A 15,424-nucleotide genomic window follows, 5' to 3' on the forward strand; every position below is an offset into this window, starting at 1 on the left:
TTAGGGAAATGATAAAGTTATTCTTTAGGCGGATAACCCTCAAAAATTTTATCTACCAATTTAGCCAAAGTAGCTTCGCGTTTTTCAACTGAAGCGTTTCCTTTGTAAGTACTCTCACTAACGGCTTGCCAAAAAAGTCTTTCGTTTTGGTTTTTATCTACAAAATCGATGGTGATCTCTCTTGTGTATTTGTTAGCGTTTAAAGGCACTCCAACAGAAACACCTCCAAAGCCTCCGCCTCTACCTCCACCGACACCAACACCAACATTAGGGCTATTTCGGTTCATCAACTCCCTACTTTGAATATCGATATAAAAATCTGGGTTGTCGGATCGTTTCAGACCCATTGTGGACAATTTAGTATCTATAGTACTTATGATACGAATACTATCAAACTTGCTTAAACCCGTCCGCATATCATCAAAATAGTCGTAGGTTTTGTATTGCGTAAAGTCTGTGGATGTTTCGTAGTCGTAGTTGACAAAGGTTGTTCCACAGGAAGTAAATAACAAGGCTAGAATAATAAACTTGAAAGCTTTCATTTTTTTATTTTAAAGATAACGAAAAATAGATTCAGCATCAAGCACGGCAAAACAGAAAGGTACACTTTAACTATTCTTCATCAGAATTAGGCTCAACAACTTTGGTCAATGAGGAAGAAATGATTCCGGTAGGTATAGCAACAATGCCTAAGCCAATAAGGAGAATAATAAAGGTAAAGACTCGACCTCCAACCGTAATAGGATATACATCACCATATCCTACTGTAGTCAAGGTGACGATAGACCACCAAAGGCTATCGAAAATAGATGAAAAATGCTCTGGTTGTGCTTCGTTTTCAAAATAATAGATCCCAATGGCCGCAAAATATATTAAGACCAAAGTGACACCCATAAAAAGGACAATCTGTTCTTTTGCCAAAATCATTGCTTTGGTAAAATGACGCATAGCCTTATTGTAGCGCACCAATTTTAAAAGTCTAAACAATCTGAACATTCGTAATACTCGCAACGAGCGCAAATCCACACCAAATGACAGATAGAATGGCAGTATGGCGAAGAAATCTATTAGACCAAAAAAGCTGAAAATAAACTTTGGTTTGTTATCTGCTACGTAGATTCTGGCTAAATATTCAAGCGTAAATACAATGACACAAAATATCTCAATAGAGTTGAGTATAACTTTAGTCTGCGGTTTTAAGTTGGGTAAGGTTTCAATAGAAAATGTGATAACCGATAAAACAATCAACACCTGAATAAAAACCGCAAAGCTCTTACTGAGCTTATTGTCGTTATATTCTACGATGCTTTTGACGGTTTCTTTCATTGAAGCGCAAATGAGAGTTTAGTCATTCAACATTTTCCAAAGTTTATCTTTTAATTCGGTTAATCCTTGCTGTGCTACAGAAGAGATAAACATATAATCACTTTCTAAATCTTTGTCTAATATAGTGGAAATTTCAGATTTGAGTTCTTCGTCCAACATATCGGATTTTGATATGCAGACAAAACGCTCCTTATCCAACATCTCAGGATTATATCGTCTAAGTTCATCGACCAAAATTTCATACTGCTCAACTATATCCTTAGCATCTGCAGGAATCAAAAACAATAGAATGGAGTTCCGTTCTATATGTCTTAAAAAGTAGTAGCCAAGGCCTTTACCTTCTGCTGCTCCTTCAATAATACCAGGAATATCGGCCATTACAAACGATTGAAAATCGCGATACTCTACAATACCTAAATTTGGTTTTAAAGTCGTAAACTCATAGTCTGCAATCTTAGGTTTCGCTGCAGTTAATACCGACAATAATGTCGATTTTCCTGCATTTGGAAATCCCACCAAACCAACATCAGCTAATACCTTAAGCTCTAAAGTGATATTTCTTTCTTGTTGTGGAATACCTGGCTGTGCATAACGTGGAGTTTGATTGGTCGAACTTTTAAAATGCCAATTTCCTCGACCACCTTTACCACCTTCAGCGACTATTTTTTCCTCACCGTCTTCAGTAATTTCAAAAAGTATGTCGTTGGTTTCGGTGTCTCTTATAACCGTTCCTAGTGGCACTTCTACAATTGCGTCTTCTCCATCTGCGCCTGTACTTCTTCCAGAACTACCATGTTCACCATGGCCAGCTTTAATGTGGCGCTTAAATTTTAAGTGAATGAGTGTCCAAAGGTTAGAGTTTCCTTTTATAATGACATGGCCACCACGACCACCATCTCCACCATCTGGTCCGCCTTTTGCGATATATTTTTCGCGATGTAAATGCGTAGAGCCTTTACCTCCATTACCGGAAGAGACGTGCATTTTTACGTAGTCTACAAAATTTCCTTCAGTCATCTAATACGTTTAATTGTTTATTCGTTGTGTCGTTTATTTGAGAAGAAACTTCGAAACATTTCACTTTATCAAATAAACGAATAAACGCATTAACTAGAGTTTATCAAGAACGGTACTTAAACGTTCTGTAATATCCTCAATACTTCCTACTCCATCAACACCAAAGTATTTATCTTGATCTGAATAGTAGTCTTTTAATATCGCCGTTTTGTTGTAGTATTCCTTGATCCGGTTTCTGATAATGCTTTCATCAGCATCGTCAGCTCTTCCACTAGTTTCGCCTCGTTTTAACAAGCGTTCTACCAAAACCTCATCATCAACCTCTAAAGCTACCATAGCATTGATTTGAGAATCTTTTGAATCCATCAACTCATCTAACGCTTTAGCTTGTGCGTTGGTTCTTGGGAAACCATCAAAAATAAAACCTTTGGCACCGGCATTTTTTTCAACCTCTTTATTCAGCATATCAATAGTCACCTGATCTGGAACCAATTCCCCCTTATCCATATAAGACTTTGCTAACATACCTAAGGCCGTCTCATTTTTGATATTAAATCTAAAGACATCTCCTGTAGAAATGTGTATTAAATCATACTTTTCCTTTAAGAAATTAGCTTGTGTCCCTTTTCCTGCACCTGGAGGTCCAAATAGCACGATGTTCGTCATGTGTTGTGTTGTTTTTAATTGATATACGTCTGGCAAATCCCTTCCCAGTCCATTGTAATCGAGTCCGTAACCGACAATGAATTTATTCGGAATTTCAATACCTACATACTGAAGTTTAAAATCCTTATCATAAGCTTCTGGCTTGTAAAACAAGGTGGCTATTAACAGTTCTTTTACATTCTCATTTTTGAAAATGCGGTGGACTTCCTCTAGCGTCTTACCTGAATCTATGATGTCTTCTAAAATAACGACGGTTCTGCCTGTTAAATCTTGGGTTAACCCAATCAATCTTTGGATATCTTCAGTGGATTTAACTCCTTCGTAAGATGCCAACTTAATAAATGTGACTTCACAAGGTTTTGGATACTTCTTTACAAAATCACTCACAAACATAAATGACCCATTTAAAATACCCACAAAAACTGGCATCTCGTCTCCTAAGTCTGTAGAAATAGCATCCACCATTTTATCTACCGCAGCATCAATTTCTTGCTCAGAGATAAAAGGTTTAAAGTATAAATCGTGAAGCTTTATCACAGCCTAATTATTTTAGAAATGCAAAGATAATCAAATGATTGAGGATTGACGATTTTTTGAAATACGAATTTAAATGCATGTCTCATATTTAATGTATTTTTGTAACGAATAAATATTGAATTTTTAAAGCTCTCCAAGTATTCGGAGAATAAATATGAATTACTTTTCTTCAAACTTTAAATTAGGTATTCTTGGTGGTGGCCAATTGGGCAAAATGATACTATACAACACACGTAAATTTGATATTTACACCTGTGTGTTAGACCCAAGCAAAGAGGCACCTTCGAGATTGGCTTGTGATGAGTTTACAGTAGGTGATCTCATGGATTATGACACTGTGATTAACTTCGGAAAAAATGTCGATGTCCTTACCATCGAAATTGAAAACGTTAACGTTGATGCTTTAGAAACACTCGAAGATGAAGGTGTAAAGGTTTTTCCAGCTTCAAAGACATTAAGAACCATTCAAAATAAAGCGACTCAAAAATTATTTTATCGCGATCATAATATTCCGACAGCAGATTTTTCGAGATTCGCTCATCCTTCAGAAATTGAAGATGCTGTGGATAATGGAGGATTAAGTTATCCTTTTGTATGGAAAAGTGCACGATTTGGCTATGATGGTCAAGGTGTTAAAGTTATTAGACACGCTAAGGATTTGGTTGATTTGCCAAATGTGGAATGTATAGCAGAGAAGTTGATTCCGTTTAAAAATGAATTGGCTGTTATTGTTGCCAGAAATACAGAAGGGCATTTAAAAACCTATCCTGTGGTTGAGATGGAGTTTCATCCTGAAGCCAATCAGGTAGAATATGTCATTTGCCCAGCTCGTATTCCTGACGCTATTGCCAAAAAAGCAGAATTTGTAGCTTTAAAAGTTGCATCTGCCTTTAAGCATGTTGGGCTGTTGGCTGTTGAAATGTTTCAAACCGAAGATGATGAAATTCTGGTTAATGAAGTAGCGCCAAGACCTCATAACTCTGGTCACTATAGTATTGAAGCTAGTTATACAGACCAGTTTGAACAGCATCTTAGATGTGTTTTAGGATTACCATTAGGCAACACGGAAAGCAAAGTCGCTGGAGTTATGGTCAATCTAGTAGGTGCTGAAGGTCATACAGGAAATGTACTTTACAAAAATATTGAAGACATTATGGCGATGGCTGGAGTAACACCTCATATCTATGGAAAAAAACAAACAAGACCTTTCCGAAAGATGGGTCATGTTACAATAGTTGATAAAGATATTGCAAAAGCACGTGAAGTGGCAGAAAAGGTAAAACGAACAATTGAAGTAATCAGTGAATAAATCATGAGTAAAGTAGGCGTAATAATGGGAAGTAAAAGCGATTTGCCAGTGATGCAAGACGCTATAGATATTTTAAAAGGTTTTGATATTGAAGTGGAGGTCGATATCGTTTCAGCACATCGTACACCAGATAAGTTATTTGACTATGGCAAAAATGCCCATACCAGAGGTATAAAAGTGATTGTTGCTGGTGCTGGTGGAGCTGCACATTTACCAGGAATGGTCGCTTCTCTATCACCTTTGCCTGTAATTGGTGTTCCTGTAAAAAGTAGTAATTCAATTGATGGATGGGATTCGGTGCTTTCCATTTTGCAAATGCCTGGTGGAGTTCCTGTAGCTACCGTAGCTCTAAATGGAGCAAAGAACGCTGGGATTTTAGCAGCGCAGATTCTAGGTAGCTCAGACCAATGTATTTTAGACAAAATCATGGTCTATAAAGAGGGGTTAAAAGCCAAGGTAATAGATTCTGCCAAAGACCTCTAAAAAAGCCTCAACCGGAGTCGAGGCTTTAAGCTATTAACCAATTTCTCAGAGTAAACCATTATCACTCTGAAAATATGCTGCAAAAATAACCAAACTTAAGGTCTTAATCTATTATTACGTTCTTAAATATGCGTTAAAATTCAGATAATCAATTAGATAAGTAAGAAAAATTAGACATTTCACAATATGACTATTCTAAATCAGCCATTTGGCACCAAATATAATTCTGCACCTTTTTCAAAAATAAAAGACGAAGACTATCTTCCTGCTTTTAAAAAAGCTATTAAAAAAGCCAAATCAGAAATTGATGCTATTGTTATCAATGAAGCAAATCCAACATTTGAAAACACCATTGAAGCCTTAGATTATTCTGGTGAGGAATTAGACCGAATTTCGAGCATTTTTTTCAATTTGAATTCAGCTGAAACCAACGATAAAATTCAAAAGATCGCACAAGAGGTATCACCTCTACTTTCAGAATTTAGTAATGACATAACTTTAAATGAAGATTTATTCAAACGCGTTAAAGCGGTTTATGATTCAAAATCAAATTTAGATTTAACCACAGAGCAAGAGACACTTCTCGATAAAAAATATAAAGGTTTTTCAAGAAATGGTGCGAATCTACCCAAAGACAAAAAGGAAAAATTGCGTGCCATAGACAAAGAATTAAGTCAGTTGAAACTAAAGTTCGGAGAGCACATTTTAGCTGAAACCAACAAATTTGAAATGCACCTTACAGATGAATCTAAAGTTTCAGGATTGCCAGATGGTGCAAAAGAAGCCGCAAAGCAATTGGCTGAATCTAAAGGTAAAGACGGTTGGCTGATTACTTTAGATTATCCGAGCTACATTCCGTTTATGACCTATGCAGATAATCGTGAGTTGCGAGAAAAACTATCAAAGGCGTTTGGCAGCAAAGGTTTTCATAATGACGAATTGGACAATCAAGATATTGTATTGCGAATTGCGAATCTTCGTTTTGAGCGTGCACAACTTTTGGGCTATAAAACCCATGCGCATTTTGTACTTGAAGAGCGCATGGCGGAAACACCTGAAAAAGTCAATGCGTTTTTAGAAGAATTATTGGAAAAGGCAAAACCTGCAGCAGAAAACGAATTCAAAAAACTTGAAAGTTTTGCTAAAGATTTAGACCACATAGATCAACTTCAAAAATGGGATTCGGCTTACTATTCTGAAAAATTGAAACAAAAATTATTCGATTTGAATGATGAAAAATTGAAGCCTTATTTTAAACTTGAAAACGTCATCAATGGTGCGTTTATCGTTGCCGAAAAATTATATGGATTGCAGTTTGAAGACATCAAAACCATAGACAAATATCACGAGGATGTTCTCACATATAAAGTGACTGATAGTGAAGGCCAATTGGTATCCATTTTTTATGCCGACTTTTTCCCAAGAGCTGGTAAGCGCAACGGAGCTTGGATGACGTCCTACAAACCACAGATGGTAAAAAACGGTGAGAATGAAAGGCCTCACGTCTCTATCGTCTGTAACTTTACAAAACCTACCAAAAGCAAGCCATCTTTATTAACCTTTAATGAGGTAACAACTTTATTCCATGAATTTGGTCATGCTTTACATGGTATGTTGGCAAACACAACATATCCGAGTTTATCTGGCACCAATGTGTATTGGGATTTTGTGGAATTACCTAGTCAGGTTTTAGAAAACTGGTGTTACGAGGAAGAGTCGCTAAAACTATTTGCCACCCATTATGAAACCGGAGAGGTTATTCCGATGGATCTGATTGAAAAGATTAAGGCCTCGTCTACCTTTCATGAAGGTATGCAGACCTTAAGACAGATTAGTTTTGGATTACTGGACATGGCTTGGCATGGTATCGACCCTTCAAGTATCAGTGATGTAAAACAACATGAACTAAAGGCTTTTGAAGGCACAAAACTTTATCCAGATGTTGGCGAGAATTGTATGAGCACCGCTTTTGCACATATCTTTCAGGGAGGTTATTCTTCTGGGTATTACAGTTATAAGTGGGCAGAAGTTTTGGATGCAGATGCCTTTGAGTATTTTAAGGAGGAAGGCATCTTTAGCAAAACGGTTGCAGAAAAATTCAAGTCTTTTGTTTTATCGCAAGGAGGTACAGAAAACCCTATGGTGTTGTATAAAAAATTCAGAGGAAAAGAACCACAACCAGATGCTTTATTAAGACGTGCTGGATTGATTGAGAAGCGGTAAATTTTAGAAAAAATTTGCTAGAATTTGACGCCAAAGTCTAGACGAAACGTACTAATCTAAAGAAATAAGTGATTAGTTTGTTCGTTATCTATCTATGAAGCTTGTAAAATTTCTTGGTCATTTAACTATTGTTTTGATACTGACCGTCCTTACTCAAGTTGGTGGAATTATATGGCTAATATCTCTTGTCATTGCTATAAAATTCAAAAAGAAGAAACGTTATGTATTTCTTAGTCTGTATTTAATATGCAACCTCATCATTGTACCACCTGTGGCTTCGCTTTTCGGGAGAGTACAACTTCCTTGGTTCAATGACAATCTAGCACCTAGAAATTGGTTTTATCCTTTAGCATTCAGGAACTATGTGAATCCAGAGTTACGAGACTTACTTTTGAAAAGTTCTAAGTCAAGTGGAATACAAATAACATATCTCGATGCTAATTTTCCGTTCTTAGATGGTTTTCCACTGCTACCTCATCTAAGTCATGACGATGGTAGAAAAGTTGATTTAAGTTTTCAATATACCAATGAAGATGGGACAAAAACCAATAAAAAACCATCATTCTTGGGTTATGGCACTTATGTAAGTTCTAATAACAGAATATCTCAAAGCTGTTTAGAAAAAGGATATTGGCAATATGATTTCCCAAAGTATTTAGCATTTGGATTACATAACGATTTACAATTTGATTCTAAATCTACTCGATCATTAATACAAACCCTATCCTCTCATTCTGAAACTCAAAAAGTATTTATTGAACCCTACTTGAAGCAATCTTTAGGCTTAGAGAATGAAACTAGAGTTAGATTTCATGGCTGCCAAGCCGTAAGACATGATGATCATATTCATTTACAAATAAAATAAACTTTCAATAATTATTGAAAGTTTAAAAATTATTGTATATTTGTATTATGGAATATAAAGAGGCAAAAGAAAAATTCATAAGTACTTGGGGAAGTTTAGGCTCACTTTGGGGCATAAACAAAGCCATGGCACAGATACAGGCCTTGCTTTTTATTTCCAGAAAACCTCTGTCTATGGAAGACATTATGGAGGATCTTAAAATTTCGCGTGGTAATACCAGCATGAATTTAAGACAACTCATGGATTGGGGAATTGTAACCAAAGTCCTGGTGTCTGGTGAGCGCAGAGAATATTTTACTACAGAAAAAGACGTCCAAGAGTTGGCACGTATCGTTGCCAAAGAGCGAAGCCGAAGAGAAATAAAACCCGTGATAAAAGTTTTGGACGAAGTCTCTTCCATTAAAGATGACGGTACAGCAAACACCAAAGAATTGATAAAACAAACTAAAGCTTTAAGAGAACTGACAGATGATTTGGACACACTGATGAATAAGCTTGTAAATCAAAAACAAAATTGGCTAACAAAATCGGTTTTTAAACTGATGAAGTAGTCAATATATTTTTTTAAATCAAACTTTCAATTTTTTCTGAAAGTTTAAAAACAATAGAATTATGAAGTTATTGTACCAATTTAACAAGATATGTTTAATTATAAACCTAATCCTTTACCTAACCTTCTTTTTTGGACTATATGCTCAAATTGTATTAGGTGGAATTCAAGTTATAAGCGCAATAGGACTTTTTTTCATATGGAAGAAGTTTAAAGATAACCATAAAAAGCAATTTTTAATATACTGGATCTTGGTATCTCTTTATGGAATTGCCTGGTTATCAGAAATCCAGCTCAACGATTTTTGGTGGTTAAGTATTATAGTTATTCCAATGTCTATTGCTATCTATTTTGTTTGGTTATTAAATAATTTAAAAAATATTAATGATGAAAACAGATATTCCTAATTGGCTTATTATTCTTGGTGGATGCGGTCAAATATTCACAGCGCTTATTTATCCTTACATAAGACATAAGGTTTTTGATTGGTATAATGATGTTAAACAATTAAAACCATTGAATCAAGAAATCGCTAAAACCTATGGTAGATACATACAAGGGCTTAATTTCTCTTTTGGTCTAATTGCTATGATTATTCCATCTGATTTAAAAAATGGAACAAATTTGGCTATTGCGATAACAGGTCTCATTGCAGCTTATTGGGTGGGAAAAGTAGCTACCCAGATTGCCTATTATCCCATGTATGAAATACCTCAAAAAGTTATCTTTAAAATTGGAAGCTATTTCATGAACTTTCTATTTACACTATTCGCTGTAGTTTATACATGGCTACTGCTATATAACATTTACGAAATCATTTAAATCATGAAAGTACAATCAATTACATACACAACGGATTCTGAACAGAACAAAATAGAAATGGTAGATTTCTACAACGAAGCTACCGAAGACTACGAATTCTGGAGCAACGATTACAATATGCACTTTGGGTATTTTATCCCGTTTAAAACCAATCCGTTTAAACGTGATTCTATGCTCAATGAAATGAATAGTCAAGTACTTAAACGCTTACATATTGGTAAATCCAAGACCCGTTTGGTTGATATGGGCTGCGGCATGGGAGCCACAATGAGACATGCCCTAAAGCAATACAAAAATATCATTGCTTATGGAATAACACTTTCCGATTTTCAGGTGAAACAAGGTAATGAACTTCTTAAAGGCAAAAACGGAATTATACTCAAAGAAAACTATAACCATACATCATTTCAATCCAACACGTTTAATTCAGCGGTCGCTATAGAAAGTTTATGTCATTCTGGTCATGATTATAAATCATTAAAGGAAGCATATCGTATTTTAAAACCTGGCGGACGCTTTGTCATTGCAGATGCTTTCTTGAAAAAAGATCAATCTAAGCTGTGTAGAGGTGGCAAATACGCTTATAAAAAACTATGTAGCCATTGGAGCTTAGAAAAATTAGAAACACATGGCTACATAAGAGAAAAACTAGAAGCACTAGGCTTTATTGACATTAAAGTAGAAAACGTTTCATTTAAGGTTGCACCTTCAGTTTTGCACGTTCCTTTTGCCATTACAGGATTTATCTTAAAAAAGCTCTTTAACTTTAAAAGATTAAAGCAAGAAAGTTTCCATAATCTAAAAGGGTCATTTTACGCCTTGCTATCTGGCCTTCATATGAGAAGTTTCGGGTATTATATCATCAGTGCTACCAAAAGCTAATTAATAAGTTGGCTTATATTAGAAGTTAATATTTTATCCTATTTTTGGTCTTGCAATGATATTTTAAATGACTAATCATAAACTAGATCCCAATAACTGGATAAAACTTTATTCTGACTATCTCTTTAACTACACGATTTCACGAGTTAACAATAGAGAGATTGCTCAAGATCTGGTTTCTGAAACATTTTTGGCAGGACTCAAGGCCATGAAAAACTTTAAGGGTGAGGCTACTGAACGCACTTGGCTAATTTCAATTTTAAAGCGTAAGATCATTGATTACTATCGCAAAATAAATTCTAAAAAAGGCCAGGCAGAAGTTAGAATGAGCTATAGTAACCATACAGATGCTGAGGGTGACTGGCTAGAAGAACGTGTTGCAGACCCTTTTGATAAAACGGCCGAAGATCGATTGGAAAATTCAGAATTGGGCGATGCCATTTACGATTGCATGTCTAAATTACCTGAAAAACAAGCCCAAGTTTTTAAAATGAAAACAATTTTGGGCTACGAAACCGAAACAATTTGTAATGAATTAAATATCACTGCGTCTAATCTTTGGGTAATCATACACAGAGCAAGAACAGCTTTGGCAGATTGCATGGAAGAAAAATGGTTTTAAAATATAATAAACCCTTCTCTTAGGAAGGCTAGAATAGAAATGAAAAAAAGTTTTTTATTTATAAGTTGTGAGGAAGCAAAGCATATTTGTGACAAAAGACAATATGCTGAAGCTACAACATTGGAGCGAATTAAACTTGCTCTTAGGCTTTCTTGGTGCCGTATAACTAGAGCTTATTCCAGCAAAAACAACAAATTAACTGAAGCACTACAAAAGGCTGAAGTCAGTTATTTAAGAAATGATGAGCGAAGTAAGCTTCAACAACAGTTTGAAGAAGAATTAGCCAAGTACCAATAATATAACGAGCCACATAATCGGCAAACCCTCCACCCAAAAAGCACTATAGTATTTAGATTGGCGCTTGTTGGAAAACACCATAAACAGAAACGTCACAAATACCATTACTAATGTAGAAAGTATTGCATTTGCTGACAGTTCATCTCTAAAATACTCTAAAAAGAAAAACACCATTAACAACAAAACACCTGTGATTTTTGTGTTTTTGATTCCTATTTTTTGAGGAATGGTTCCCAATTTTAAACTGTCAAAATTCAAGTCCCTTATCTCAAAAGGCAACATTAATACAATGACTAAAATAAAGCGCTGTACAGTTGTTATTATAACATCAGAATCAATCGCAACGCCCAATTCAATCAAAGGCAAAAGCACAGTTGTAAACGCCCAAACCAAAGCTATAACATAAATTTTCAACCCACTAATCTCTCTTAAATTCATCTGGCTGTCCCTAAAATAACTCATAGGCAATAAAGGCACAGCATACAAAAACGTAATAAGACCAAACACGGATAAATATATCAAGGTTTTTAGATTGAGCTGAAGTGCATAATAGCACATAGCAACAAATGCAAGAAGTGAGAATATCTGAATAGCTTTTAGCCATCCTGCTAAACTTCTATGGTGAAACTTAGCCACTCCAAAATATTTTACAAAGTTATAACCTGTAATGGTTGCAAAGAAGACAAAGTAAAGCACACTTTCATCATAATTCAGTCCAAACTGTAACAAGGTTATCCAAGTAAAGGCATATACAGCCAGTGCTACATGTATACTGCTATTAAGATAAAAATCAACAATGGCTTTTAAAACCTTCATAAAACAAAAATAGGCAATGTGTTAATAACCCTTGCTTTCCGTTAAAAACTTTAGTTTTCATTAACTAATTAAAAGAGGTAAAGCTGTATTTTTGCAAAACTAAACAAACACAACATTTTTTAATGGACACAACCTCTTTTGCACTTAGACATATAGGCCCAAGTTCTCAAGAACAAAAAGACATGCTAAATACTATTGGCGTGAGTAGTATGGACCAATTGGTTTCTGAAACCATTCCTGCAGGAATTCGCTTAGAAAAAGATTTGGATTTAGAGCCTGCCATGAGCGAGCAAGAATACTTAAACCATATCAATAAGCTGTCTCAACTCAATAAAGTCTATAAGTCTTATATAGGTCTGGGATATCATCCCTCTAATATGCCAGCAGTCATTCAGCGTAATATTTTAGAAAATCCTGGATGGTACACAGCATATACTCCATATCAAGCTGAAATAGCTCAAGGTCGATTGGAGGCGCTTTTAAATTTCCAGACAATGATCATAGATCTTACAGGAATGGAAATTGCAAACGCTTCTCTTTTAGACGAAAGTACAGCGGCAGCAGAAGCTATGAGTTTGCTATTTGCTGTGAGGGACAGAGCCCAGAAAAAAGCTGGTGTCAATAAGTTTTTTGTTTCAGATTTGGTCTTGCCACAAACGATTGATCTGTTAGAAACCAGAGCAACACCAATTGGAATTGAATTAGAAATCGGAAATGAAGCCGAATACAATCTTTCGGACGAGTATTTTGGTGCCTTACTGCAATATCCTGGAAAAAATGGTCAGATTACGGATATAAAGTCCTTTATAGAAAAAGCAAATGCCGTTAACATTAAAGTTGCCGTAGCTGCAGATATTTTAAGCTTGGTTAAGCTTGAAGCACCAGGGAAATTTGGCGCTGATGTGGTTGTTGGTACTACACAACGTTTTGGTATTCCGATGGGTTATGGTGGTCCACATGCAGCTTATTTTGCCACAAAGGAAGCTTATAAACGAGATGTTCCAGGGCGTATAATTGGTGTGACCAAAGATGCCAATGGCAACAGAGCCTTGCGTATGGCATTACAAACCAGAGAACAACATATTAAGCGCGACAAAGCGACTTCTAATATTTGTACAGCACAAGTATTATTAGCCGTTATGGCTGGGATGTATGCAGTATATCACGGACCAAAAGGTTTACAGTTTATTGCAGATAAAGTAAAAAATACGGCTTCAACATTAGCTAAAGCTTTAGAAAGTCTTGGTGTAGAACAAGTCAATTCACATTATTTTGATACGCTTCAGGTTAAAGCTGATCCTGTTAACGTGAAATATTATGCGGAGAAAAAAGAAGTCAACTTTTATTATCCAGACAGTAACACTGTAACTATTTCAGTTAATGAAACCACTACTATTGAAGATCTAAATGAAATTGTTTCAATTTTTGAAATCGTTACCGAAAATAAAACTGATAAAATTACTGAACTCATTGAAGGTGATATTATTCCAAGCGAATTGAAACGACAGACCGATTTTCTAACCTTTGAAGTGTTCAATTCTTATCATTCCGAAACAGAATTGATGCGCTACATAAAGCGATTAGAACGAAAAGATTTAGCCTTAAATCATTCTATGATTTCGCTTGGGTCTTGTACTATGAAGCTTAATGCAGCATCAGAAATGCTACCATTAAGCTGGCCAAGTTGGGGAAATATGCACCCTTTTGCACCAGCTGACCAAGCTGCTGGTTACAAATTAATGCTAAATGCTTTAGAAAATCAGTTGACTGAAATCACAGGATTTGCAGCCACCTCATTGCAGCCAAATTCTGGAGCTCAAGGTGAGTTTGCTGGTCTTATGGTTATTAGAGCTTACCATGAATCTCGTGGTGACCATCATAGAAACATTTGTTTAATCCCGTCATCAGCGCATGGTACAAATCCTGCAAGTGCTGTAATGGCAGGTATGAAAGTAGTTGTGACCAAAGCATCTGAAAATGGCAATATCGATGTTGATGATTTAAGAGAAAAAGCAGAGTTGCATAAAGACAATTTAGCAGCTATAATGGTTACCTATCCTTCAACACATGGAGTATATGAGTCGGCCATAAAAGAAATTACGCAAATCATTCATGATAATGGTGGACAAGTATATATGGATGGTGCAAATATGAACGCCCAAGTTGGATTGACCAATCCAGGAAATATTGGAGCTGATGTGTGTCATCTCAACTTACATAAAACTTTTGCTATTCCACATGGTGGTGGTGGACCAGGTGTTGGACCAATTTGTGTTGCAGAGCAGTTAGTGCCATTTTTACCAGGAAATCCAATCATAAAAACTGGTGGACATCAAGCTATTTCCGCTATTTCATCAGCACCGTTCGGTTCATCATTAGCATGTATAATTTCCTATGGTTATATAACAATGCTTGGAGCTGATGGCTTGAAAAAAGCGACGGAAGCAGCAATACTTAATGCCAACTATATCAAAGAGCGATTAGAAGGTTATTACGACACACTTTACACAGGTGAAAATGGACGTGCTGCCCACGAAATGATTGTGGATTGCCGAGAATTTAAAGCCAATGGTATCGAAGTCACGGATATTGCAAAACGTTTAATGGATTATGGATTCCATGCGCCTACGGTATCTTTCCCAGTTGCCGGCACTATGATGATAGAACCCACTGAGAGTGAGAGCAAAGCAGAAATGGATCGTTTTTGTGATGCTATGATCTCAATACGCAAAGAGATAGACCGTACCTCTAAAGATGAGCCAAACAATGTGTTAAAGAACGCTCCACACACCATGGATATGTTAACCTCAGATGAATGGTTGTTGCCATACACTAGACAAGAAGCTGCATTTCCGTTAGACTATGTAAAAAACAATAAGTTCTGGCCTAGTGTTAGACGTGTAGATGATGCCTATGGTGATAGGAATTTAATGTGTAGTTGTGCTCCTATAGAAGATTTTATTGAGGCATAATTTTTGCTGTTGAACATCGTAAAATTGAACATTTTTT

General features: G+C 35.9%; 15 protein-coding genes. 10 read left to right on the top strand and 5 right to left on the bottom strand.

Annotated elements, in window-relative coordinates; genetic code table 11:
* Positions 1 to 17 precede the first annotated feature (17 nt).
* From F1003_RS13685 to F1003_RS13700, 4 genes are all read right to left on the bottom strand, one after another.
* Complete coding sequence (locus F1003_RS13685) at positions 18 to 542, bottom strand: DUF4136 domain-containing protein (RefSeq protein WP_155090001.1); 525 nt, start codon at positions 540 to 542, stop codon at positions 18 to 20.
* A gap of 70 nt (positions 543 to 612) precedes the next feature.
* Positions 613 to 1,326: an ion transporter gene (locus F1003_RS13690; protein WP_155090002.1), complete on the bottom strand. Its 714-nt coding sequence runs from the start codon at positions 1,324 to 1,326 to the stop codon at positions 613 to 615.
* Positions 1,327 to 1,344: 18 nt separating this feature from the next.
* Positions 1,345 to 2,343 carry a GTPase ObgE gene (gene obgE / locus F1003_RS13695; protein ID WP_155090003.1) on the bottom strand — a complete coding sequence of 333 codons (999 nt, stop codon included), beginning with the start codon at positions 2,341 to 2,343 and terminating at the stop codon, positions 1,345 to 1,347.
* Positions 2,344 to 2,436: 93 nt separating this feature from the next.
* Positions 2,437 to 3,546, bottom strand: coding sequence for an adenylate kinase (locus F1003_RS13700; protein WP_162306984.1), 1,110 nt, complete (start codon positions 3,544 to 3,546; stop codon positions 2,437 to 2,439).
* A gap of 154 nt (positions 3,547 to 3,700) precedes the next feature.
* On the opposite strand from F1003_RS13700, the gene F1003_RS13705 reads away from it, so the two are divergent.
* The 9 genes from F1003_RS13705 (at position 3,701) to F1003_RS13745 (ending at position 11,599) form a co-directional block, all read left to right on the top strand.
* A complete protein-coding gene (locus F1003_RS13705; RefSeq protein ID WP_155090004.1) occupies positions 3,701 to 4,855 on the top strand; it encodes a 5-(carboxyamino)imidazole ribonucleotide synthase in 1,155 nt (384 codons plus the stop codon).
* A 3-nt stretch (positions 4,856 to 4,858) separates the two neighbouring features.
* The gene (gene purE / locus F1003_RS13710) at positions 4,859 to 5,338 is read left to right on the top strand and encodes a 5-(carboxyamino)imidazole ribonucleotide mutase (RefSeq protein WP_155090005.1); all 480 of its coding nucleotides are present in this window, start codon (positions 4,859 to 4,861) and stop codon (positions 5,336 to 5,338) included.
* Between the two features lie 186 nt (positions 5,339 to 5,524).
* Positions 5,525 to 7,561, top strand: coding sequence for a M3 family metallopeptidase (locus tag F1003_RS13715; RefSeq protein WP_155090006.1), 2,037 nt, complete (start codon positions 5,525 to 5,527; stop codon positions 7,559 to 7,561).
* A 94-nt stretch (positions 7,562 to 7,655) separates the two neighbouring features.
* The gene (locus tag F1003_RS13720; RefSeq protein WP_235898385.1) at positions 7,656 to 8,426 is read left to right on the top strand and encodes a hypothetical protein; all 771 of its coding nucleotides are present in this window, start codon (positions 7,656 to 7,658) and stop codon (positions 8,424 to 8,426) included.
* Positions 8,427 to 8,473: 47 nt separating this feature from the next.
* Positions 8,474 to 8,977 (top strand): GbsR/MarR family transcriptional regulator, encoded by a 504-nt coding sequence (locus F1003_RS13725; RefSeq protein WP_155090007.1) that lies wholly within the window; start codon positions 8,474 to 8,476, stop codon positions 8,975 to 8,977.
* Positions 8,978 to 9,360: 383 nt separating this feature from the next.
* On the top strand, positions 9,361 to 9,798 hold the full coding sequence (locus F1003_RS13730; RefSeq protein ID WP_155090008.1) for a hypothetical protein: 438 nt from the start codon (positions 9,361 to 9,363) through the stop codon (positions 9,796 to 9,798).
* A gap of 3 nt (positions 9,799 to 9,801) precedes the next feature.
* Positions 9,802 to 10,680, top strand: coding sequence for a methyltransferase domain-containing protein (locus F1003_RS13735; protein ID WP_155090009.1), 879 nt, complete (start codon positions 9,802 to 9,804; stop codon positions 10,678 to 10,680).
* Positions 10,681 to 10,747: 67 nt separating this feature from the next.
* The gene (locus tag F1003_RS13740; protein ID WP_155090010.1) at positions 10,748 to 11,302 is read left to right on the top strand and encodes a sigma-70 family RNA polymerase sigma factor; all 555 of its coding nucleotides are present in this window, start codon (positions 10,748 to 10,750) and stop codon (positions 11,300 to 11,302) included.
* A 39-nt stretch (positions 11,303 to 11,341) separates the two neighbouring features.
* Positions 11,342 to 11,599, top strand: coding sequence for a hypothetical protein (locus F1003_RS13745; RefSeq protein WP_155090011.1), 258 nt, complete (start codon positions 11,342 to 11,344; stop codon positions 11,597 to 11,599).
* Here F1003_RS13745 and F1003_RS13750 read toward each other — a convergent pair.
* Positions 11,582 to 12,415: a UbiA prenyltransferase family protein gene (locus F1003_RS13750; protein WP_155090012.1), complete on the bottom strand. Its 834-nt coding sequence runs from the start codon at positions 12,413 to 12,415 to the stop codon at positions 11,582 to 11,584. The two genes, F1003_RS13745 and F1003_RS13750, sit on opposite strands and share 18 nt — an antisense overlap.
* Before the next feature lie 122 nt (positions 12,416 to 12,537).
* On the opposite strand from F1003_RS13750, the gene gcvP reads away from it, so the two are divergent.
* Positions 12,538 to 15,387, top strand: a complete 2,850-nt coding sequence (gcvP, locus tag F1003_RS13755) for an aminomethyl-transferring glycine dehydrogenase (RefSeq protein ID WP_155090013.1) — start codon at positions 12,538 to 12,540, stop codon at positions 15,385 to 15,387.
* Positions 15,388 to 15,424 lie beyond the last annotated feature (37 nt).

This window comes from Winogradskyella ouciana (assembly GCF_009709615.1).
Classification (GTDB): domain Bacteria; phylum Bacteroidota; class Bacteroidia; order Flavobacteriales; family Flavobacteriaceae; genus Winogradskyella; species Winogradskyella ouciana.